Origin of the sequence: Pseudomonas fluorescens group sp., from assembly GCF_020093335.1 — a bacterium.
In the GTDB taxonomy this organism is placed as follows: domain Bacteria; phylum Pseudomonadota; class Gammaproteobacteria; order Pseudomonadales; family Pseudomonadaceae; genus Aquipseudomonas; species Aquipseudomonas petroselini.
In genome coordinates this window covers 27,645-48,437 of record NZ_JAIOKW010000042.1, presented here as the reverse complement: position 1 = coordinate 48,437, position 20,793 = coordinate 27,645, and the positions used below count along the sequence as shown (strand labels likewise).

General features: G+C 57.9%; 26 protein-coding genes and 2 pseudogenes. 13 read left to right on the top strand and 15 right to left on the bottom strand.

Going from position 1 to position 20,793, the window contains the following annotated elements; translation table 11 throughout:
• Positions 1-256: 256 nt before the first annotated feature.
• Positions 257-647, bottom strand: a pseudogene (locus K7431_RS26870) (histone-like nucleoid-structuring protein, MvaT/MvaU family).
• Between the two features lie 45 nt (positions 648-692).
• On the opposite strand from K7431_RS26870, the gene tnpB reads away from it, so the two are divergent.
• Together tnpB and tnpC are read left to right on the top strand one after the other, a co-directional pair.
• The gene (gene tnpB / locus K7431_RS26865; protein WP_148270908.1) at positions 693-926 is read left to right on the top strand and encodes an IS66 family insertion sequence element accessory protein TnpB; all 234 of its coding nucleotides are present in this window, start codon (positions 693-695) and stop codon (positions 924-926) included.
• An 81-nt stretch (positions 927-1,007) separates the two neighbouring features.
• A complete protein-coding gene (gene tnpC, locus K7431_RS26860; protein WP_012723698.1) occupies positions 1,008-2,537 on the top strand; it encodes an IS66 family transposase in 1,530 nt (509 codons plus the stop codon).
• A 17-nt stretch (positions 2,538-2,554) separates the two neighbouring features.
• Here tnpC and K7431_RS26855 read toward each other — a convergent pair whose 3' ends face one another.
• Positions 2,555-3,013 carry a winged helix-turn-helix transcriptional regulator gene (locus K7431_RS26855; protein WP_003429427.1) on the bottom strand — a complete coding sequence of 153 codons (459 nt, stop codon included), beginning with the start codon at positions 3,011-3,013 and terminating at the stop codon, positions 2,555-2,557.
• A gap of 96 nt (positions 3,014-3,109) precedes the next feature.
• On the opposite strand from K7431_RS26855, the gene K7431_RS26850 reads away from it, so the two are divergent.
• Positions 3,110-4,057 (top strand): aromatic alcohol reductase, encoded by a 948-nt coding sequence (locus K7431_RS26850; protein WP_003173940.1) that lies wholly within the window; start codon positions 3,110-3,112, stop codon positions 4,055-4,057.
• Positions 4,058-4,369: 312 nt separating this feature from the next.
• On the opposite strand, the gene K7431_RS26845 is transcribed toward K7431_RS26850, so the two are convergent.
• The gene (locus tag K7431_RS26845; RefSeq protein ID WP_043206216.1) at positions 4,370-4,630 is read right to left on the bottom strand and encodes a nuclear transport factor 2 family protein; all 261 of its coding nucleotides are present in this window, start codon (positions 4,628-4,630) and stop codon (positions 4,370-4,372) included.
• 194 nt (positions 4,631-4,824) lie between these two features.
• Here K7431_RS26845 and K7431_RS26840 point away from each other — a divergent pair, with 194 nt between their 5' ends.
• Positions 4,825-5,169 carry a hypothetical protein gene (locus K7431_RS26840; RefSeq protein ID WP_043205202.1) on the top strand — a complete coding sequence of 115 codons (345 nt, stop codon included), beginning with the start codon at positions 4,825-4,827 and terminating at the stop codon, positions 5,167-5,169.
• Between the two features lie 148 nt (positions 5,170-5,317).
• On the top strand, positions 5,318-5,668 hold the full coding sequence (locus tag K7431_RS26835) for a DUF7079 family protein (RefSeq protein ID WP_080567181.1): 351 nt from the start codon (positions 5,318-5,320) through the stop codon (positions 5,666-5,668).
• 61 nt (positions 5,669-5,729) lie between these two features.
• On the opposite strand, the pseudogene K7431_RS26830 reads toward K7431_RS26835, so the two are convergent.
• The 4 genes and pseudogenes from K7431_RS26830 to K7431_RS26815 form a co-directional block, all read right to left on the bottom strand.
• Positions 5,730-5,960: pseudogene (locus K7431_RS26830) on the bottom strand (GNAT family N-acetyltransferase); the annotation flags it as partial.
• 17 nt (positions 5,961-5,977) lie between these two features.
• Positions 5,978-6,361 carry a hypothetical protein gene (locus K7431_RS26825; protein WP_043205200.1) on the bottom strand — a complete coding sequence of 128 codons (384 nt, stop codon included), beginning with the start codon at positions 6,359-6,361 and terminating at the stop codon, positions 5,978-5,980.
• A gap of 90 nt (positions 6,362-6,451) precedes the next feature.
• The gene (locus tag K7431_RS26820) at positions 6,452-6,898 is read right to left on the bottom strand and encodes a hypothetical protein (RefSeq protein ID WP_012723693.1); all 447 of its coding nucleotides are present in this window, start codon (positions 6,896-6,898) and stop codon (positions 6,452-6,454) included.
• Positions 6,899-6,945: 47 nt separating this feature from the next.
• The gene (locus tag K7431_RS26815) at positions 6,946-7,341 is read right to left on the bottom strand and encodes a DUF6957 family protein (RefSeq protein ID WP_043205199.1); all 396 of its coding nucleotides are present in this window, start codon (positions 7,339-7,341) and stop codon (positions 6,946-6,948) included.
• A 258-nt stretch (positions 7,342-7,599) separates the two neighbouring features.
• On the opposite strand from K7431_RS26815, the gene K7431_RS26810 reads away from it, so the two are divergent.
• Together K7431_RS26810 and K7431_RS26805 are read left to right on the top strand one after the other, a co-directional pair.
• The gene (locus tag K7431_RS26810) at positions 7,600-8,097 is read left to right on the top strand and encodes a helix-turn-helix domain-containing protein (RefSeq protein WP_043205197.1); all 498 of its coding nucleotides are present in this window, start codon (positions 7,600-7,602) and stop codon (positions 8,095-8,097) included.
• Positions 8,098-8,452: 355 nt separating this feature from the next.
• Complete coding sequence (locus tag K7431_RS26805; protein ID WP_012723691.1) at positions 8,453-9,145, top strand: NUDIX hydrolase; 693 nt, start codon at positions 8,453-8,455, stop codon at positions 9,143-9,145.
• A gap of 6 nt (positions 9,146-9,151) precedes the next feature.
• On the opposite strand, the gene K7431_RS26800 is transcribed toward K7431_RS26805, so the two are convergent.
• Positions 9,152-9,925, bottom strand: coding sequence for an L-iditol 2-dehydrogenase (locus K7431_RS26800; RefSeq protein WP_012723690.1), 774 nt, complete (start codon positions 9,923-9,925; stop codon positions 9,152-9,154).
• A 19-nt stretch (positions 9,926-9,944) separates the two neighbouring features.
• The gene (locus K7431_RS26795) at positions 9,945-11,255 is read right to left on the bottom strand and encodes an ABC transporter substrate-binding protein (protein WP_012723689.1); all 1,311 of its coding nucleotides are present in this window, start codon (positions 11,253-11,255) and stop codon (positions 9,945-9,947) included.
• A 210-nt stretch (positions 11,256-11,465) separates the two neighbouring features.
• On the opposite strand from K7431_RS26795, the gene K7431_RS26790 reads away from it, so the two are divergent.
• The 3 genes from K7431_RS26790 to K7431_RS26780 all read left to right on the top strand — a co-directional run bounded on the left by K7431_RS26790 (position 11,466) and on the right by K7431_RS26780 (position 14,565).
• The gene (locus tag K7431_RS26790) at positions 11,466-12,404 is read left to right on the top strand and encodes an AraC family transcriptional regulator (RefSeq protein WP_012723688.1); all 939 of its coding nucleotides are present in this window, start codon (positions 11,466-11,468) and stop codon (positions 12,402-12,404) included.
• A gap of 155 nt (positions 12,405-12,559) precedes the next feature.
• On the top strand, positions 12,560-13,507 hold the full coding sequence (locus tag K7431_RS26785; RefSeq protein WP_012723687.1) for a nucleoside-specific channel-forming protein Tsx: 948 nt from the start codon (positions 12,560-12,562) through the stop codon (positions 13,505-13,507).
• Positions 13,508-13,521: 14 nt separating this feature from the next.
• Positions 13,522-14,565: a purine-nucleoside phosphorylase gene (locus K7431_RS26780; protein WP_012723686.1), complete on the top strand. Its 1,044-nt coding sequence runs from the start codon at positions 13,522-13,524 to the stop codon at positions 14,563-14,565.
• Positions 14,566-14,613: 48 nt separating this feature from the next.
• Here K7431_RS26780 and K7431_RS26775 read toward each other — a convergent pair whose 3' ends face one another.
• From K7431_RS26775 to K7431_RS26765, 3 genes are all read right to left on the bottom strand, one after another.
• Positions 14,614-15,573 carry a quinone oxidoreductase family protein gene (locus K7431_RS26775; protein ID WP_012723685.1) on the bottom strand — a complete coding sequence of 320 codons (960 nt, stop codon included), beginning with the start codon at positions 15,571-15,573 and terminating at the stop codon, positions 14,614-14,616.
• Between the two features lie 30 nt (positions 15,574-15,603).
• Positions 15,604-15,777 (bottom strand): DUF1427 family protein, encoded by a 174-nt coding sequence (locus K7431_RS26770; RefSeq protein ID WP_012723684.1) that lies wholly within the window; start codon positions 15,775-15,777, stop codon positions 15,604-15,606.
• A gap of 90 nt (positions 15,778-15,867) precedes the next feature.
• Complete coding sequence (locus K7431_RS26765) at positions 15,868-16,632, bottom strand: AraC family transcriptional regulator (RefSeq protein ID WP_085983648.1); 765 nt, start codon at positions 16,630-16,632, stop codon at positions 15,868-15,870.
• Between the two features lie 117 nt (positions 16,633-16,749).
• Here K7431_RS26765 and K7431_RS26760 point away from each other — a divergent pair, with 117 nt between their 5' ends.
• Both K7431_RS26760 and K7431_RS26755 read left to right on the top strand, forming a co-directional pair.
• Positions 16,750-16,992 carry a DUF6555 family protein gene (locus K7431_RS26760; protein WP_012723682.1) on the top strand — a complete coding sequence of 81 codons (243 nt, stop codon included), beginning with the start codon at positions 16,750-16,752 and terminating at the stop codon, positions 16,990-16,992.
• A gap of 16 nt (positions 16,993-17,008) precedes the next feature.
• The gene (locus K7431_RS26755; protein ID WP_043205193.1) at positions 17,009-17,281 is read left to right on the top strand and encodes a hypothetical protein; all 273 of its coding nucleotides are present in this window, start codon (positions 17,009-17,011) and stop codon (positions 17,279-17,281) included.
• Between the two features lie 1,121 nt (positions 17,282-18,402).
• Here K7431_RS26755 and K7431_RS26750 read toward each other — a convergent pair.
• The 3 genes from K7431_RS26750 to K7431_RS26740 form a co-directional block, all read right to left on the bottom strand.
• A complete protein-coding gene (locus tag K7431_RS26750; protein ID WP_012723680.1) occupies positions 18,403-18,573 on the bottom strand; it encodes a metallothionein in 171 nt (56 codons plus the stop codon).
• Between the two features lie 89 nt (positions 18,574-18,662).
• A complete protein-coding gene (locus tag K7431_RS26745) occupies positions 18,663-19,115 on the bottom strand; it encodes a DMT family transporter (RefSeq protein WP_012723679.1) in 453 nt (150 codons plus the stop codon).
• Between the two features lie 4 nt (positions 19,116-19,119).
• Complete coding sequence (locus K7431_RS26740) at positions 19,120-19,608, bottom strand: DMT family transporter (protein ID WP_043205192.1); 489 nt, start codon at positions 19,606-19,608, stop codon at positions 19,120-19,122.
• Positions 19,609-19,726: 118 nt separating this feature from the next.
• On the opposite strand from K7431_RS26740, the gene K7431_RS26735 reads away from it, so the two are divergent.
• Positions 19,727-20,659, top strand: coding sequence for a LysR family transcriptional regulator (locus K7431_RS26735; RefSeq protein WP_012723677.1), 933 nt, complete (start codon positions 19,727-19,729; stop codon positions 20,657-20,659).
• The last annotated feature ends 134 nt before the right edge of the window (positions 20,660-20,793 follow it).

Below are 20,793 nucleotides of genomic sequence, written 5' to 3'. Positions count from 1 at the left end.
ATCCAAGGCGAACGTTCTATGAAGTCGACGTCTGATAGAGCCCAGGATGGTTCAGTAGTAGCCTGCCGTAGCCAGTTTTTTCTCCGTTCGGAATGTTTCGGCTGAAACCAGCAAAGCTTTACCTGTACCCGTGTATCGATAGGGGCCTAGGTACCGAGTAGGTGGGATCTTTAGCTAGTACGAAGCGTTGACATGGCAAAGCGGACTGCGAAAAAAAAGGCCCTCATTGAGGGCCTTTGCGTCTGCTAACTGTAATTCACTTCGAAAGCCAAGACTCTACGACATCCGAACCATGCTCATTTTTCCAGGCTTTAAGCAGCTTGTGATTACCACCTTTGGTCTCAACGATCTCGCCCGAATGCGGGTTTTTGTAAACTTTCAACGAACGTGCCTTCCGAGTACCCTTCTCTGCAGGCGCAGACAACGGAGCCGATTTGCCACGCTTAGCAGCCGTAGGATCCAAGCAGATTGATTACGTCACGCAGGCTGTAGCCGTACTCAGCCAGCAGACCGCGTAGTTTGCTCTCAAACTGCATCTCGGCCTGCAAGCCAGAATCGGATTTCATCGACTCAAGCGCAGCCAGTTGAGCAGCCAGATCTTGTTCGAGTTTGCGAAATTGTAAGCGTTCGGCGAACTCACCTGGCAACTGAGTGCGCCCTAAGGTTATGCATAACAAGTCTTATACCTACCCGTGAGTAGACACAGGTATCTGTTCGCCAACCGCCGCGCCAATCGAATGAAAGTGCTGGTGCATGACGGCGTGGGGATTTGGCTTGCCGCCCGGCGTTTGAATCAAGGACGCTTCTTCTGGCCGGGTGTGCGACACGGCTCCGAAGTTGAGTTGGATGCCGAGCAACTTCAGGCCCTGGTGCTCGGTTTACCTTGGCAGCGCGTCGGTGCAGGCGGAATCATCTCGATGCTTTAACATCTGCCATGGCGTGCTTGCCAGCGCAATTGGCCCATCAGTCTATCGTCGCCATCAGCCCTCTCTGGCAAAATCGGCGGCATGACTTTGCATCCAAATCTCGATCAATTAAACCCTGAACAACTGCGTGCCCTGGCGGCGCAGTTGATCCAGCGCGTCGAGACAATGGACAAGCAAATCACTCATCACAAGTCGGTCAACGAGAAACTGGCCCACGAGATCGCGCTGCTCAAACGCTTCAAGTTTGCCAAGCGCAGCGAGCAGTTGAGCCCGGATCAAGCCAGCCTGCTCGACGACTTGATCGATACGGATATCGCCGCTATCGAAGCCGAACTTGAGGCGCTGCAACCGGCACCTGTCGAAGCCAAAGTGCGCCAGCAACCCAAGCGCGCACCGCTGCCACCGCAGTTTCCTCGCACACTGATCCATCACGAACCGGACAACAGCCACTGCCAGTGCGGCTGCGCCCTCAAGCGCATCGGCGAAGACGCCAGCGAAAAGCTCGACTACACGCCCGGCGTATTCACCGTCGAGCGTCACATCCGTGGAAAGTGGGCCTGCGAGCAGTGTGAAACGCTAATCCAGGCGCCGGTACCGGCGCACGTCATCGACAAAGGCGTCCCGACCGCAGGCCTGCTGGCCCACATCATGGTGGCCAAGTTCGCCGACCATCTGCCGCTGTATCGCCAAGAGAAAATCTTCGGCCGCGCCGGGCTGCCCATCGCCCGTTCGACACTGGCGCAGTGGGTGGGTCAAACCGGCGTACAACTGCAACCGCTCGTGGAAGCAATGCGCGAGGCAGTGCTGGCCCAGCGAGTCGTCCATGCCGATGAAACACCCGTGCAGATGCTGGCACCGGGTGAAAAGAAAACGCACCGAGCGTATGTCTGGGCCTACTGCACGACACCATTCTCGGCACTGAAGGCGGTAGTCTACGACTTCAGCCCGAGCCGTGCTGGCGAACATGCGCGCAACTTCCTGGGCACTTGGAACGGCAAGCTGGTCTGCGATGGCTTCGCAGGCTACAAGGCCGGCTTCGAAGGGGGCATCACCGAAATCGGCTGCATGGCCCATGCTCGCCGCAAGTTCTTCGACCTGCATGTGGCGAACAAAAGCCAACTGGCCGAACAGGCGCTGCACTCAATCGGCGGCCTATACGAGGTTGAACGAAAGGCCAAAGAGATGAGCGATGAAGATCGCTGGCGATTACGTCAAGAAATGGCGATTCCTATCGCGGAGAAGTTGCATGAGTGGATGCTGGCTAAGCGCGAACTTGTGCCCGAGGGCTCGGCCACAGCCAAGGCTCTGGATTACAGCCTGAAACGCTGGGTAGCGCTGACGCGCTACCTCAATGATGGTGCTGTGCCCATCGACAACAATCGGGTCGAAAATACGATCCGGCCTTGGGCCCTTGGCCGTTCGAATTGGCTCTTCGCCGGATCACTGCGCAGCGGTAAACGAGCGGCGGCAATTATGAGCTTGATTCAATCGGCACGCATGAATGGGCATGATCCGTTCGCGTATCTCAAGGATGTACTGACGCGGTTGCCGACACAGAGGGCCAGTGCAATTGACCAATTACTACCGCATCAATGGGCACAGGGCTCCTAACACGCTATGAGCTACATTCAGTCCGACGCGTCTGAATCTAATGGTGTCGATGGAGGTATTTGCCATGCGGGTTTTTTGTCATCCTGACTGTCGAAAATACGCCGCGCCTTGCGGAAATCCTCAACGTTCTCGACAACCCAAGTCCAGATAGGTGACATGCGGATCAACAGTCCCATACCCAGCGGCGTCAGCTCATACTCGACACGTGGCGGAATCTCACCGAACTCCCGCCGAACCACTAGCCCATCCCGCTCCATGGAGCGTAGCGTCTTGGTTAACATCCGCTGAGTCACCCCAGTCATCTGCCTTTTTATTTCGGCATGGCGCATCGTGCCGTAAACCCCCAGGGCATGCAGAATACCTAACGACCAGCGGCTACCTGCGTGAGCAAGCACTTCTCGTCTGACGCCATCATCGTCTTCTCTAAGCGTTCGGCAAATTGTTTCTGCCTGGCTGAGAGCCTCCTGATCGGTCATTTCATTCTCTGGTATCACAGGTGTGCCTTCTTACGAACGTTGCCTAATCGTGCAAGCATTTGTTCATCTTACAGGCAACAGGTCTCAGGAGAAATCATGACCGAAGTGACCCAGCTTTCCCCCCAATCCATTCTCGTTCTAGGCGCCGGTGAGCTTGGGCTGCCGGTTCTGCGCAATCTTGCGCGAGTAGCAAAGCGCGCGCCCGGCTCCACAATCAGCGTCCTGCTCAGGGATTCGACCATCAACACTCAGGTGCCCGAGAAAAAGGTCGAAATCGATGAGCTTCGAGATCTTGGCATCCAGATGGTGGCCGCAGATCTCGTGAATAATTCAATCGATCAGTTGGCTGAAGTGTTCGCACGGTTCGATACCGTAATAGGCTGCGCAGGCATGGTTGCAGGCCGGGAAACCCCGATGAAGCTGGCTACAGCAGCTCTCAAGTCCGGTGTGAAGCGCTACTTTCCTTGGCAGTTTGGTGTCGACTTCGAGGTAATCGGTCGGGGCAGTCCTCAAGATCTGTTCGATGCTCAGCTTGATGTACGCGAATTGCTTCGCGCCCAGGATAAAACTGAATGGGTAATCATCTCGACGGGTATGTTCACCAGCTTTCTATTCGAGCCAGTATTCGAGGTGGTTGACTTCGAAAACGATACCGTGAACGCGCTAGGCAGTCTTGAGACCAGCGTGACGCTCACGACTCCAGAAGACATTGGTGCGTTGACAGCGGAAATTGTTTTCTTCGAACCTCGCTTCCGCGATCAGATTGTGTACCTCTCGGGAGATACAGTGACGTACGGAGAGGTTGCGAGCCTCCTCGAACGTGTACTGGGTCGCCCGTTCAAACGTAACGTGTGGACTGTTCCGTACTTGCTCCAAGAATTGGAGAGAGACCCAACGCATCACATCAAGAAGTACCGCGCTGTGTTCGCCCAGGGCAGAGGCGTGGCCTGGCCTAAAGCAGGCACTTTCAACGCGCAGCAGTCGACTCAAGTCACGACCGCTGAGGAGTGGGCCCGTGCAAATCTGGCAACCTCATCAGCATAAGGGCAGTAGCTGAACGAACGTTCTCGCGCTCGGAGTTGACCTGCTAAAAAGCTCCTCAGTCTGATAATGGGCGCTGATAACCGAAGCTAAGGCGCGGAGAATGGGTCTGGTAATCCAAGACGACCGAATCTTTATCTTATCCGCACCATCTGCCGAGGTCTGAGGCGTCCCACTTCACTATCTATTGAGTTTTCTAAGCGCGAATTCCGAACCACGGTGACTTAACCAAGCGCTTACTAAAGCCTTGCAAATGAGCGTGGTTTTGAGGAGCACGGGGGAGAATGGTGTGGTCAAGGTGTGTCTGCCGGACGCTTACTTTTGGTGACGGCATAGGTACGTTGCTAACACGACACCATCTGCAAGCACACGCAGACTGAAATCCACGATTGTTCTTTTAACAAAAATCTGTGATGTGAGTGCAGCGATGACCTCCGCTTTCGTCCAGCTTTTGCCGACAGCTCCAAACTCAACGAAGTCGTCGGAAAGCAGCTGTTTAAGCAGCCCGTCATTCTTTCTCGTTTCTGGCTCTAGCAACAGTTGCTCAAGCGCTAAAATTTCTAGACGGATACCCATTTCCCTCACCTACCAGTGTCGTTTACATGCGTTTCACAGCGGAACAATAGATCGCATAAGCTAGATCTGTAACCATTGATTCGGCAGCAACTGCCTGATGTCCTTCGCCTGTACCAACGAGAATTACCAAAGGGCACCCTCATTAGCTATATTGCGGCATCAGATTGAGAGCTTAAAAAGGAAAAATTTTGGACATGCCTAAGGTCAAGGCTGAACTGGAGGCGGTGCTTCAGGACTTCGGGGCTCGTCCCTATGGTTTTTTTTCCATTCTGGGCGATTCAGACAACCCGAACCTCAATCTGCGCAAGCAGAACACTGGCTGGGAATTCATAAAATCCGAGCGCTGGCACAGCCTTGATCTGTCCAGCTACATGCTATGGAGTATTTCTGACAACGGAGATCTGCTTTGGTGGAATGGTGAGCAGACAATCGCGATGAATCCTAGGGACGGTACTTACCTGTCCGAGCCTGTCAGCCCGCTGGGATTCATTCGGCTTGTGGGGCTGAACAAGGTCGGAAGATTGTTCCCGAACTTTTGAATGGTCACATCCTTGCCGAACGCGGTCGCCTGCGAGTAGGCGATTGCTTTGGGTCGAAAACGGCCCTTCTTGGCGGAGAATATCTGTCTGAACGCTTTCTGCTACTATTTCCTCTGGCCGCCGGGTGCCGTCCAAGCTTCGGGTATGCATGGAAAACGTCGACGCAAACCGCCTGAAGATTTGGCAGGCACTTTCAGAGTTCTTTCTCGATACTAAGATCACTGACTCGACTTTTGACTATGTCGCTCGTGTAGTCCTAGAAACAGGTTATTCGCCCCGAGAAATTCACAGCATCCTTTGGGCTGAAGTTTTCCCTGTACTTGAGGGAAACCTTAAATCCATTGCAGGTGAATGGGCGGGATGGACAGATGAGTGGCTGTTAGAGCATCTTTCAGTAAGTGAGGTCTCTACGAACAAATTGGGTGACAGCGGCATTATTAAAGAGATCACAAGATGCTGGGGGCAAGTCGCAACCCGGCTTCCGCCTGTATATGCCTAAACTCAACACCATCATATGCCCCGGATGGCTACCGGCTTCTGGGGCGTCACTGACGTGACCATCAAGCGTGGCGCTCATACCTGAGGTATCCATGTGCCTCCGTCCCGGTGTGCAGAAAACCCGCTTTCTGGTACATAAATTTCGCAGGGTTTTCAGGCCGTACACTTAAACGCAATTGAGTGAATCCCTGTGCTGCCGCGTCCAGCGCATACGCCTCCAGTAGCGCCATTCCTACGCCGCTACGTCTATGCTCTGCCACTACGTGAATAGTGCTAAGTTCTGCGTGGTTTTGATACGGGGCCCACTCCCCTACTGCAGCACGTGCGGGGACAGATGGTGCTGCCCCCTAGACAAACGCAGAAACTGACGAAGGCTCGCACGCCCATTGTCACGCTGGAACGTAGCTAGCACGTACCGCGAATTTACGGTTGTCATTACCCAAAACCGCCCCTCACGCTCAACTTTCAGAACGTCAGAAGTCCGAATCAGGTGGCCATCGCCAAACCGCCCGTACCGGTCTTTGCGCTTGTGGCCAAAAACAACACCGATGCCTGCGCGCGCCCTGATGGAAACACCGCAGAGATAGGCGGTCACTGGCACATCAAAACCTTGTTCCTGGGCTTTGATTATTCGCTTGAGATCGAAATCTGTGTGGCGCTTTCCGTGAAAATTTACATCTATCGTGTCGAGCATCACTTCGCTCCGGAGCTATTCCGCAAGGCGTTATCAGGAATTCCGCACGGAACCAGACGCGTTGGTATCGTGCAAGATTGTTGGTAATTTTCAGACTGATCGAATCATGGATTCGAGAAAAATTGGCCGGCAGTTCTGTAGTAACTGAATTTGAAAACCTGGGCGGTGTGAGTTGTGGTAAACAGCCCCACTGTCCACCTCGATCACGCTGACTTCAAAGTCGTTATTATCGTCACCAATAGTCACCTTAACGACGCGATACATACCCCAGGCATCGCAGTTATTCATCCAAGGCGGGGTAACCACTTGCACGTCGACTATCACTTCCCCTGCATTTTGCTGCACAAGTAATTGCTGCAGTCTGTGCTCACCTTCAATCATCCTTGTAAACTCGGTGCTGCGACCTTGCTCGGTGATTCGGACGGTCAGGTGATACCAGTGCGATCTAAGCACCCGTGACACACCCTGCCAGTGCATCAAGCCTTCGCCGAACAATCCTGGAACGCCAATAGCGTCTGAGTCTTCAGTTCTGAACATCAGGTGCCTCAGTTTTCTGCGGACGCAAAGCAGCCCGGTTGGTTAATTCAAAATAGAGAGAAGATCTCTTTGATGGTTGCTGATTTGCGATGACCCGGCCCGAGCAGCACATAGACGCTATTCCGTGTTTCGAACAGAAAGCCGTCGTTGAACGCAGTGCCCATACTCGACCTGACCCAGTGGCCGGGTTCAAAACGTCTTTGCTCGTCATCCACGACCTTGTGGGCAAACATAAACATTGGCTGGCATCCGGCAGCGGATACTTTGGTTCGCTCGGCGTCGGTGACGATGGCGTCTAGGATTGTCCATTCTTCTACGGCGCAGAGGGGCATCCATTTGTAGCGTTTTCTGGCTGCAGCCATTGCGTCTTCCAGACTGAGTTCTGAGCCAGCTAAAGGAACTCCACTGCCTTCCAAAAGCCCCTCATCAATAACTTCAACCATGTGCAGCCTCTTGAATTGGTTAGGAGCGATAGATCGTACGCACGAGGCTCTGAGGCTCACTGAACGGCCAGCCCGCTGCACTCCATGGAGTGCTGACCGCTCACCTACATTTTCCATAAATTGCCAAGAATGACTTTGCGGATGCAGCTACAGGGCTGGTGAATTCTGCTTTCAAATCAAACCATGCGCAATACTACCTCATTTTGATATTTAACGGAAACCCTCCTGTGTGGCTATATCCTGACTTTTGAGTAAGCCATGCAACTTAGAATCGCTCTCGCAGGCGCAATCAGGGCCCTGCGCCTGCAGCGTCAGCTTCGACACGAAGATCTTTCCGACGCCTCCGCGAAATCCAAGCTCAGCGCCCTCGAGCGTGGCGAAACAAGCATCACTCTTGAGAAGTTCGAGAGCCTTGCTGAGGGCCTTCGAATAGACCCTCTAGCGCTCCTAGCTCTATGCATGTCCAAAAAGCTAAATACCCCCTATACCGCTCTTATGGAGACTGCTTTAAAGCAGCTCCGAGCTTTCGAGAAAGAAGGAGGTCTGGAAATTCTTGCTGAGCAGCTCCCTGACGGAGAGGTCGCCCACCGTAACCCAGGCAAGCCTCAGAATAGACAGAGCGAAAGCGTCGTTCGCGAGCTTAAAGCGGCAGGGATGAATCAATCGCAGATTGCACGCGAGACCGGCCTAGCTCTATCGACTGTCCATCGATACTGGAAGAGGATTAATGCTACCGATTCTGGCGCAGATGAGTGATGGGGAAAAAGCAAGTTTATCGCTTGCCGTCTGCAAGCGATTCGAGCGCAGATACAAAAAAGCCGTACTAGACAGAAATTCGCCCAAAATCGTTAGATCTGCCAAGTCATTGTTTTACATCATGTAATCCATCCCTAACAGTTAGTAAGGTTCCAGAACTTCTGGGCGTCGACGTCAAATGAGGCAATGGCGGTTTTCGCGAGGGTCATGGCGTTTCTCCTGTGGCCTGGAAACAAAAGTACACGTCATGTACTTTCATTGCAAGAAACATTTGGTTATCTATCCTGGCGTCAGTACATGACATATCTGTTTGATCCGTTAGACTGTGCCCCATTGTTATTCGCAAGGAGTTCACATGCCGCTTAGCGCCTACCTCCACACCGTCGACCTGTGCGTACTGTTCTACTGCCGCCGCGCGGGCGAATTGAAGCTGCTGCTGAACAAACGCGACGCCGAGCCGTTCGCCGGACACTGGGCGTTGCCGGGGGTGGTGGTGAATGGCGGCGTGCAAGATCTGCGCCTCCAGGATGCGGTGGAGCGCTTGCGGGCGAGTGACAAGGTAGGGTTTGAACTGGCCTGGAGCGAGCAAGTCGGCACGGTGGGCGATGCGTTTCGCGATCCGCGTTGCTGGTCGTCGTCCACGTACTACCTGGCGATCGTGGCGGATGAGGTGACGCTCGGCGAGCATCAAGCCTGGTATTCACTGAATGCCGTGGCGGACGGCAGCATCAAGCTGCCGTTCGATCACAACATGATCGTGGCATCGGTACAGGAACGCCTGTTTTCAAAGTCGCTGTACAGCAGCTTGCCGCTGATGTTCCTGGGCAATGAATTCAGCGCGCCGGAAGCGACCACTATCTTTTCCTTGGTGCTGGCACGGCCGGTGTTGAAGACCAGTATTCGCCAGCGCATGTTGAAGCTGACCGAGGCGGGGTATCTGCGGGAGACGGGGCGCAAGAAGCAGGGTGAAGGCGGCAGGCCCCAGGCGACGGTGGAAAACCTGAAGCCTGGGGACATTTACTTCTTTGATCGCAGTTTCGCCGAGTAGGCGGCGTCAATTCATCCAGTTGCCGCCATCGACGTTGTAGGTCTGGGCCACTACATAGTCGGCCTCCTGCGAGGCCAGGAAGATCGCCATCCCGGTCAAATCTTCCGCCGTGCCCATCCGTCCAAAGGGCACCTCATCCCCTACCCGCTTTTTCTTCTCGCCGGGCGCCAGCCCCTCATGCTTGGCAAATAACGCGTCCACCCCATCCCAATGTTCCCCATCCACCACGCCCGGTGCGATGGCGTTGACGTTGATGCCCTGCTTGATCAGGTTCAGCCCCGCCGATTGCGTCAGGCTGATCACCGCTGCCTTGGTCGCACAGTAGACCGCCACCAGCGCCTCGCCCCGGCGCCCGGCCTGGCTGGCCATGTTGATGATCTTGCCGCCGTGGCCCTGGCCGATCATCTGCCGCGCAGCGGCCTGCAGGGTGAACAGCGTGCCGGCGACGTTGATCGAGAACAGCCGTTCATAGCTGTCACGGGTGATGTCGACGATGGGCGCCAGGTCGAACAGCGCCGCGTTGTTGATCAAAATATCCAGCTTGCCGGCCTGGGCCACCACGGCGGCAATCGCGCTGTCGATGGACGCTTGGTCAGTGACGTCCATGGCTACCGCATAGGCTTGTGGGCCCAGTTCAGCCGCTGTGGCCTGGGCCCGTTGCAGGTTGATATCGGCGATAGCCACCGTGGCGCCTTCGGCGATATAGGCCTGGGCGAAGGCGCGGCCGATACCGCGCGCCGATCCGGTGATCAGCGCGCTCTTACCTTCCAGTCGTTTCATGGGTATGTCCCGTCAAAAATCACTTCGGATAACCGGCGCGTTTCATCTCGCGCTCGGTGGTGGACTGCGCTTGCAGCAGGGCCTGGTCAACCGACATGCCGCCGGTCAGCGCCGCCGAGAACAGCTTGCCGACCGAGGTGCCGATGGCCTGGAACTCAGGGATCGTCACGTATTGAATGCCCACGTACGGCACCGGCTTGGCCGATGGGTGCGCGGGGTCGGCGTGTTTCATCATTTCCAGGGTCACCTGGGCAAACGGGGCGGCCTTCAGGTACGCCTCGTTGTAGGTGGACTGGCGGGTGCCAGGCGGTACGTTGGTGATGCCTTCCTTGTCGGCGACCAGTTGGATGTAATCCTTGGAGGTCGCCCAACTGATAAAGGCCTTGGCGGCGTCCTTGTGCTTGGACGTGGCCGGGATCGCCAGGGACCAGGCGTAGAGCCATGACGAGCCTTTATCAGTGACTTCGGTCGGCGCGGCGGCAAAACCGACGCTGTCGGCGACCTTGCTCTGGCTTTTATCGGTGGTGAAGGAGCCGGCCACGCTGGCATCGACCCAGATCGCGCACTTGCCGCTGTTGAACAGCGCCAAGGTTTCGTTGAAGCCGTTGCTGGACACGCCCGGCGGGCCGTATTGCTTGAGGGTGTTGACGTAGAAATTGGCCGCGGCGGTCCACTCGGGACTGGTCAGCTCGGGCGTCCACTGCTCGTCAAACCAGCGCGCGCCAAAGGCGTTGGCCATGGTGCTCAGCAAGGCGATGTTCTCGCCCCAACCGGCCTTGCCGCGCAGGCACATACCGTATTGGTCCTTATCCTTGGCGGTGAGCTTGGAGGCGAACTCGCCGAGCTGGGTCCAGGTAGGATGCGACGGCATAGTCAAGCCTGCCTGCTTGAACAGGTCGGTGCGGTAATAGGTGACGGTGCTTTCGCCATAGAACGGCAAGGCGTACAGGGTGTTATTGACCGACAGGCCTTGGCGTACCGAGGGGAAGATATCGTCGGCGTCGTAATCGGCGGGCAGCTGGGTCAGCGGTTCCAACCAGTGCTTGGCGCCCCAGAGCGGGGTTTCGTAAGTGCCGATGGTCAGCACGTCGAACTGCCCGCCCTGGGTGGCGATATCGGTGGTGAGGCGCTGGCGCAGCACGTTTTCTTCCAGCACCACCCAGTTGAGCTTGATGTCCGGGTGCTGTGCTTCGAACACCTTGGACAGGCGCTGCATGCGGATCATGTCGCTGTTGTTGACCGTGGCGATGGTGACGGTGTCGGCAGCCTGGCCGGGCATGGCCAATGCCAGGCCGGAAAGCAGGAACAACGCTTGCGGGAGCTTGAACATAGCGGTTTCCACCTGTTGTTTTTGTTGTTGAGGGCCGATTACAGCAGCTTGGCCAGGCCCTCACAAACGCAGGGCGGATGCTCGACTGATACTTTTTTAACCGTCGCCTGTCAGTTAAAAAAGTATCAGTGCCAAGCGAAACCGGGGGTAGCGCGGGTATCGCCAACCCGCGTATTTTGAGGCGATTCCACCCATACAAGAGGCATTACCATGCCCATCAGCCGCGCCCAACTGTTCGAACACCGTCCCGCCGAACTCGAAGTGATCCTGCCCGAACCGGATCATTGCTTTCGCTGGTTCGAACACGACTATCCCTATGAGCTGGCGCGCTGGAACCACCACCCTGAATTCGAAATCCACCTGATCCGCCAGGGCAACGGCAAGCTGGTGGCCGGCGACTACATTGGTGCGTTCAGTGCCGGGCATGTGGCACTGATCGGCCCCGATCTGCCCCACGACTGGATCGGTGAGCTGGCGCCCGGCGAATACCTGAGCGGCCGCGACGTGGTGCTGCAATTCGACGGCGCCGCCCTCCTCGCCCTGCGCAAGACCCTGCCGGAGCTCGGGGACCTCTCGGCGTTGTTCGAACAGGCCCGTCGTGGCCTGGAATTTATTGGCGAGGCCGCTGTAAAGGCAGCGCACTTGATGGAAGCCATCGGCAACGCCCAGGGCCTGCAACGGTTGATCCTGTTCCTGCAACTGCTCGACAGCCTGAAAAATGCGCCGACGCAACAGGTCAAGGCCCTGGCCAGCCCCTGCTATGCGCCGACCCTGGACGCACGCAGCGCCGAACGCATCAACAAGGCGTTTGACTATTTGATGCGTGAGCTGACGGGCGATGTGCGCCTGTCGGTGATCGCACAACAACTGGACATGAGCGAACCGGGCTTCTCGCGTTTCTTCAAACGCAACACCGGCCACGGTTTTATCGACTTGATGCGCAAGTTCCGCGTGCAACGCGCCTGCCGGCTGTTGCTGCAAAGTGATATGTCGGTGGCCGATATCTGCTTTGAAGTGGGCTACGCCAACCTGTCCAATTTCAACCGGCACTTCCGGATCGAAATGAACCAGACGCCGAGTGACTATCGGCGGGAAACAGCCATGCACCTGTTCCAGCGCATTGAAAAAATGACACCCAGTCAATTCTGACCAAAAGGTCGACTAATCCCAGTTTTTTTCAGGCTGATCAATCGATTGAGCAAAGTTGGTACAACCTGTGCAAACGTTTGCGGTATGAACTTGGCCACCCAGTTCACCTCTCCCCGAAGCATCGGGTCTAAACCGCGTACGAATAGGGATTTTCAATGCACTTCACCTCAAGGCGTCCTACCTCCTTTGGTGTTTCCTTGCTACTGGCTGCCGTTACGGGAGTACTCAGCGCTCCCATTTTGGCGCAGGAAAAACCTGTCGATGACTCAGCACAGGGCGAAACGCTCAGCCCTGAGGCAAACCCGGCAAAAAAAGGCGTGTACCTGTCGGACTGGTTCAACCAGGACCTGACGTTGATCGGCAGCAAAGACATCAGTTTCGGCCCCAAGCCGCAGGATGATATCTACCTGGAGTACGAATACTTCGGCCGCAAAGGCCCCTTCGAGCTATACGGCTATATCGACGTGCCGAAGATCCTCACCATCGGCAACAGCAATGACAAAGGCGTGTGGGACCATGGCTCGCCCGTGTTCATGGAGCATGAGCCACGTATCTCCATCGACTACCTCGCAGGCCGCAGCCTCGCCATCGGGCCGTTCAAGGAATGGTATGTCGCGTTCGACTGGATCTACGACCACGGCAGCAATAAGGAAAATCGCGCCAACACCCTGTACAGCGGCCTCGGCACCGACATTGACACCCACTCGCGGGTCAACCTGTCGGCCAACTTCTACGGGCGTTACCAGTGGGAAAACTATGGTGCCAGCAATGAATATTCCTGGGACGGTTACCGCGCGCAAATGAAGTACATCGTGCCCATCGGCAAATTCGACAACGGCGCCTCACTGACCTATATCGGCTTCACCAACTACGATTTCGGCTCGGACCTGCACAAGGACAACCCGGCGCGCACCGCCAATTCCGTGGTGGCCACCAACGTGCTGTTGTATTCGTTTACCCACCTGCGGTTCACCCTGGTCGGCCGTTACTTCCATAACGGCGGCAACTGGGAAGACGGCAGCGAGTTGAATTTCGGCGAAGGCAACTTCCGCGCCCGCTCCGACGGCTGGGGTTATTACGCCGGCGTGGGCTACCAATTCTGATCAAGGAGCTATAGATGAAAGCATTTACCCGTCGCTCTGTTACCGGCTTCTCGATGGCTGTCGGCCTGGCGCTGCTGCCCCATGTGGTGCTGGCGAATACGCCTGCGCCGATCAAACCCAAGGTGATGCTGATCACCATGTTCGCCCCCGAGGCGCAAACCTGGATTGATCGCCTGGAACTCAAGCAGGAAGTGCGTGTACCAGGGCTGTCCGCCGAATACCCGGTGATCCGCTGCAACACCCAGGACGTGTGCCTGCTGGTGACGGGCATGGGCCAGACCAATGCCGCCGCGTCCACGTTGGCATTGGCGCTGTCACCCAAGTTCGACCTGCGCCAGAGCTACTTCCTGATCGCCGGGATCGCCGGTATCAGCCCCAAGCACGGCACCCTCGGCACCGCCGCCTGGGCGCATTACCTGGTGGAGTTCGGCACCCAGTGGGAGCTGGACTCACGGGACGCGCCCAAGGATTGGCCGACCGGCTATATCGGCATCAACACCAAGGGCCCCAACGAAAAACCCCCGTTGGACTACAAGACCGAAGTGTTTGAGCTGAATCCCAAATTGCAGGCCAAGGCCTTCGCCTTGTCGCACAACGTCGAGCTGACGGAAAGCAAGGAATCCAGCGCCTGGCGCAAACACTACCCCGCCGCCCCTGCCAACCAACCGCCGCAGGTCACCCGCTGCGACACGCTGGCCGGCAATACCTGGTTCTCCGGCACACGCCTCAGCGAACGTGCCGAAGTCTGGACCAAGCTGCTGACCGACAACAACGGTGAATACTGCACCACCCAGCAGGAAGACAACTCCACCTATGAAGCGTTGCTGCGCGCCAGCCGCGAAGGCTTGGTGGATATCCAGCGCCTGGCGGTGGTACGTGCCGGCTCGGACTTCGACCGCCCTTACCCTGGCTACAGCGAAGTGGACAACCTGCTGAAATACGCCGATCAAGGCGGCTTCGTGCCGGCGCTCGAGAACCTGTACCGCACGGGCAACCCGTTGGTACAGGCGATTCTGAAGAACTGGCCGGCCTGGGAGAAAGGTGTTCCCGAAGCTTGATGGAGATCGACAGGTGGGAGGAGCAAGCCCCTCCCACATTTCATCGTGTCAGGGCAGGAAGATGATTTTGTCGGGGCTGCCCTGGTTCACTTCTTCGTAACACTCCACGCCATTTGCCAACGCGACTTCACGCAAGCCCGTCGGCAACGGCAGCAAGCCTTCATCAAAGAAGCGCCCGAACTGTTCCAGCATCACCGCGCATTGCTCGCCGTTGTAGAGCAGCGAATTGATCCCCACCACCGAGCCGCCCTTGCGATACAGGGCCAGGGCCGGCAGTTGCACATGACCGTCCACCGGTGCCGCGATAATCGCGATACGACCGAACGGCGCCAGGCCCGCCACGGCCGCCGGCAGCCAGAAACCGGTGGTGTCGAAGATCACATCGGCGCCGCCCTTGAACACGGCATTCACCTGCGCACCCAGTTCTTCCGGCATGCCCAGGGCAATCGCCTCGAAGCCCTGCGCTTGCAAGACTTCAACCTGCTCCGGTCGACGCACGGCGGCCAGCACTTGGGCGCCGCGGATTTTCGCCAAGGCCAGGGTCGCGCTGCCTACCGCGCCATTGGCGCCAATCACCAACAAGCGCGTGCCCTGGGTCACCCCACTGCGCTCAAGGGCGTCCCAGGCGGTGGTGTACGGTACGCCGAGGCTCGCGGCCTGGGCAAAACTCAGGTGGGTGGGTTTATGCGCCACACCCTTGGCCGACACGGTGAGGTACTGGGCGTGGGAACCGTCGGCAAAGAACCCCAGGTCGCGGCCGGTGCCCCAGACTTCCTGACCCACCAGTTCCTGTGGCCCCTCCACGACGACACCGGCAAAGTCGCGGCCGGGAATGCGTGGCAAGGTGGTGTAGGGGAAGCGGCCGAGCACGTTCTTGACGTCGCTGGGGTTGAGGCCCGCGGCCTTGATCTGTACCAGCACTTCACCCGCGGCCGGCACCGGGGTGGCGACGTCGACAAAGCCGAGGGCGGCGAGATCGCCGGTGGCAGTAAATTGCAGTGCTTTCATGGCCAATATCCATCGAAGAAAAAAAGGAGGTCAAGACAACCAGGTGCCCACCAGCTGCCGGCCCATGGGCCAGAGCTTTTCGCCCAGCAGCATGCCCATCAGGCCTATCAAGGCGATGGCCGGGGGCGCGGGCGAGCGGAAATCCAGGGCACCATAGATCACGCCGACAAACAGGCCGATGGCGAGGGAAATCAGATAGTTCATGGTGAGCAGCGCCGTGTGGTGAGAGGCGCTCAGTGTAGAGAGGCGATTCCTGAAGCATCGGCCAAGTGCTTCAGGATTTCGGCCATCCGTTCAACCGGCGTAGTGCGAGGGCGCCACGCCGAGTTCGCGGCGGAACATGTCGCTGAAGCTGCTGGGTGAATAGCCGAGCGAGCGGGCAATCCCGCTGACCGACTGGCCCTGGATCAATTCCGCCACCGCCGTGGCCAGTTGCACCTGGCGACGCCACTCGGCGAAGCCCATGCCCAGGTTGTGCTGGAACAACCGCGCAAGGGTGCGCACGCTGGCACCAGCGGTTTCGGCATGTTGCTCAAAAGGGATCTCCAGGGAGGGCGCGGCCATGACCGCCTGGCAGACATTGATCAGTCGGCGGTCAGCCTCAACCGGCATGGCGATGCGGATCGGCGAGCGGCGCGCCCGTTGCAGCTCCAGCAAGGCCAGGCTGACCACCGCGTCGTAGTACGCCGCCTCACCGTTGTCGCCCTCGTCCACCAGCGTGACGATCAACTCGCGGAGCAGCCCTCCCACCTCAATCACCTGCACCTGGCTGTCCAGCGTCGCTGCCAATGCTGGCCGCAGGTAGATATTGCGCATCTGCAAATCCGACACCACGCGGATCCCATGTTCCACCCCCGGCGGCAGCCACACCGCACGCTGAGGCGGCACCACCAGGGCTTCACGGGGCGTCTCGACCCACATCACGCCGCTCATGGCATAGAGCAACTGGCCCCATTCATGGCTATGCGGCTCCACGTACAGCCCACGCGGGTAGGCACGCGCCAAGGGCTGTACGGGAACGGCGTGGTCACTGAGGTCGGGGGGCGCGGCCAGGGCCATGGGCATGCACATCGATCAAGGGAGAGTCGCCATGGTAATGACGACCGCTGGAGAATCCGAGTGAATTTTTGCGGCACGGGACGATCACTTGTTTATACATGGAGGGTTAATGGACCAATGAATAACGCAAAACTATTTGTGATCGACTACAGCCTGCACGGTGAACCCAAGTCCTTCATCATTCGCCTGGAAAAGCTTGATGCAGCAGAAGCCTGGCACTGGGCAAGCTGTGACGCAGGGGTGGGCCGTATCGGTCGGTTCGCCCGCGAGCAAGTGAAGAAGACCAGCCAGCAGCAAGCCGAAAAGTTCGGTATTACCCACGTACAATGGCGCCGCTCGGACGCGCGCGCCCAGGCTTGATCAGGGAGTGACAAACATGCATTTATCCATACCGGTCAATGGCAAGGCGCGCATTGATTACACCCAGGAAACGCTTTTTGGGCCTATGGCCAAGCATGTCGAGTGCCAAGTGAGCGTGCAACGGCGAGCTGGCGGGACTGTGCTGAAGGTGTTCCAGCCTTTGCCGGACGATCTGCACGCGGCGCAGACCGTGGTGTTTGCGCTGGAGGGGCGGCGTACCCGCGCAGTGGTGAAGGATAGCCAGCACCTGTCTGACCATAGCTTGCGGCTTGAACTGGAAACCCAATAGGGAATAAACCGCAGCTTACCTGTGGGAGCTCGATGGCCCTAGGTATCTACACCACTCTGGATATGACGCTGGACCGGTGGCGAGGAAGCTTGCTCCCGCCGGCTGCCTGACAGCCCACCGCCATCTAACGGTTAGACCGCGATCCAAATGTGGGAGGGGGCTTGCCCCCGATAGCGGTGTGTCAGTCGATTCATCAGGTGACTGATTCAGCGCCATCGGGCATCGGTATCTACACAATTCTGGCTATAGCGCGGGACCTGTGGCGAGGGAGCTTGCTCCCGCCGGCTGCCTGACAGCCGACCACCATCTAACTGTTAGGCCGCGATCCAAATGTGGGAGGGGGCTTGCCCCCGATAGCGGTGTGTCAGTCGATTCATCAGGTGACTGATTCAGCGCCATCGGGCATCGGTATCTACACAATTCTGGCTATGGCGCTGAACCTGTGGCGAGGGAGCTTGCTCCCGCCGGCTGCCTGACAGCCCACCGCCATCTAACGGTTAGACCGCGATCCAAATGTGGGAGGGGGCTTGCCCCCGATAGCGGTGTGTCAGTCGATTCATCAGGTGACTGATTCAGCGCCATCGGGCATCGGTATCTACACCACTCTGGGTATGGCGCAGGACCTGTGGCGAGGGAGCTTGCTCCCGCTGGCGGCCTGACAGCTGGCCTGGATGTTGGATCAGACCGGGTACATATCCGTTATTTAGGTAACGGCTGCTATGGGTTCCGCCCTTACGGCGGCTCACTTTTGAAGAGCGCAAAAGTAAGCAAAACGCTCTTGCCCCAACACTCGGCACCTCGCTCACGCTCGGTGTGCCCGTAATCCGACAGGAATTTGGGGGGCCGCCGCCACGCGCCATCCATGGCGCGGGGCGGCTAAACCGGCATCCCTGCCGGTTTACCCCCCAAATCCCTGTCGAATTACGGCCAGCGTGTTTGACGGGGCGCCTGAGATCAAAAGCTAGATCAAGATCAAGAGCGGCTCGCTTCGCATCGTGGTTAGGGTGGTCGTTACAGTGCTGTGTAGATACCTCTGCTGCGATGAGGGGGTGTCAATCGATGATCCAAGGTGACTGACTCACCGCCATCGCCGGCAAGCCAGCCCCACATTTTGACTGCGTTCAGCCCTTGGCCGACTTGGCACACTCGCAGCCAGTGGCCGCCGAACACGGTTCACCATGGGCATGGTGCTCGGCACAGCCCTGGCAGCAATAGCCTTTACCGTCCTTCATTACCGCGTCAACACCCAGCACACACTTGCAGTGTGGGCAGGCACAGGTCTCATCTGGCATGGTCAGACTCCTTCTTCATGGTCGTCCCGGTGCGGCGGGCGCCGGCACCTTAAGCAGTGACTGCGGCCCGTCGTCGATGGTTCAAACCATCAGTCGGTGCGGGTATTGCTGCGGTACATGAACACCAGCGCCAGCGCCAAACACGCCATTGCCACGATCCGGCTGCCCGACAGTTCGATGGCCGGGTTGCCCAGCCAGCCGAAGTTGTCGATCAGCATGCCCATGCCCAATTGACCGACGATGACCGCGACCGTGGCAACAGCCGTACCGACCACCGGCACTGCGCCGACCATCACCATCATGTAGACCACGCCGAACAGTGCGCCGGTGAGTTGCCATTTCGGCACGTCCAGCAGGCTCACCGCCTGGGCGGGTTCAAAGAACAGAATCAGCAACGCGGTAACAATCGCGCCCACCACGAAGGTCACCAGGCTGCCACGCAATACACCTACCGTTTGGCCCAGGCGCCCATTGATGGCGGCCTGCACGCTCAATACCGCCCCTGCGGCAACCACCACGACCAGTAACAGAATCAGATTCATCGCCTTAACCTCGTGCAATCAGAACAAGTGCCACCACAATCAGCGCCAGGGCAATCCAGCGCTCGCTATTGACCCGCTTGCGCGCCGCGCCAAACCAGCCGAAATGGTCGATGAGCACGCTCTTGCCAACCTGCCCGGACAAAATCGCGATCATGGTCATCGCGATACCGATATGCGGCGTGGCCAGCGTCAGCACCACCACGTAGATCGGCCCCAGGAAGCCGCCGATCAACTGCCAGCGCGGCAGCTCGGACAGCGCCGGGCCCTTTTGCGGGCCGCTGAACAGCAGCAGCAAAAACAGGATCGCCGAACCGACACCGAAGATGCTCAACGTCGCCCATAAATGCCCCACCTGCACACCCAAAGGCCCCAGCAAACCCGCCTCCACCGACAGGCCCATGCCGGCCAGGATCACCAGCGGCAACAACAGCAGCCGCAGGCCATTTTTTTTCGGCTTGGCGTGCGCCACGCCTTCGAGAGAACTTGCTTGCATACATCACCTGCACATCAACAAAGGATTGGATGGCGCGCATTATCCAGTGGCCGTCCTGTGCGATAAATGGGAGCATGCCGACAACACCTTTGCGTAAAACGCACAGCCTGGAGACGTGATGCAAGGCTTGAATGAATTGAGTTTCAAGGCGCTGCGCCTGTTTGTCGCCGTGCTGGACTTTGGCAGCTTCTCCGAAGTGGCACGCCGCGAGGGCCTGGCGCCCTCCTCCATTTCCCGGCAAATACAGTTGATGGAACAGGCGCTCGGCCAACAGTTACTGTATCGCCACACCCGTGCGGTCAGCCCCACCGAGGCCGGGCGCCTGCTCGGGCGGCATGCGCGGTTGATGCTGGAACAACTGGAAGCCGCCGGCCAGGCCCTGCAGGAACAGGAAAGCGAACCCAGCGGACTGGTGCGCATCAATGCGCCGATGGTCTTCGGCCAGCGCCACATTTCCCCTTGGCTGGGCGAATTGTGCCGGCGCTACCCCAAGCTGCAACTGGATATCCAGCAAACCGACACCTACGTCGACCCACTGCAAGATGGCACCGACCTCCTGTTCCGTATCGGTGTGCTCAACGACTCCAGCATGCAGGCACGCATCTTCGCGCCCCAGCGCTTTCGCCTCGCCGCCAGCCCTGCCTACCTGGCTCGGCACGGCACGCCCCAACACCCTGACGAACTGATCAACCACCAGTGCCTGGCCTACAAAGGCGTCACCGGCCAGCAACGCTGGTTCTTCCGCAAGGGCCAGGCTGAGTGGACGCCTTATAGCGTCAAGGGCCCAATCACCGGTAACCACGCCGACACCCTGACCCACGCCGCCGAGCAAGGGCTGGGGTTGGTGGTGTTTCCTTCCTGGTTGATCGGCGAAGGCTTGCGTGCCGGCACGTTGCAGGCGGTGCTGACGGAGTATGAAGTGGCAACTACCCTGGAGCCGCAGCAGATTGCGGCACTGTGGCCGGGCAGCCGGCGCTTGTCGCTGAAAGTGCGGACGGTGATTGATTACTTTGTGGAATGCTTTGGGGGGGTGCCGTATTGGGATCGGTGACCTGTCAGGGTCGAGGAGAACCAAGCTGTCGAAAAGAACCCAGCTACGAAGTAAATCCCCCTACAGCAATAGGTAGGTCCGTTCTGAATTTTTGGGCCAGTATTTCTCGCCTTGGTATGTTGCGGCAGACTTTG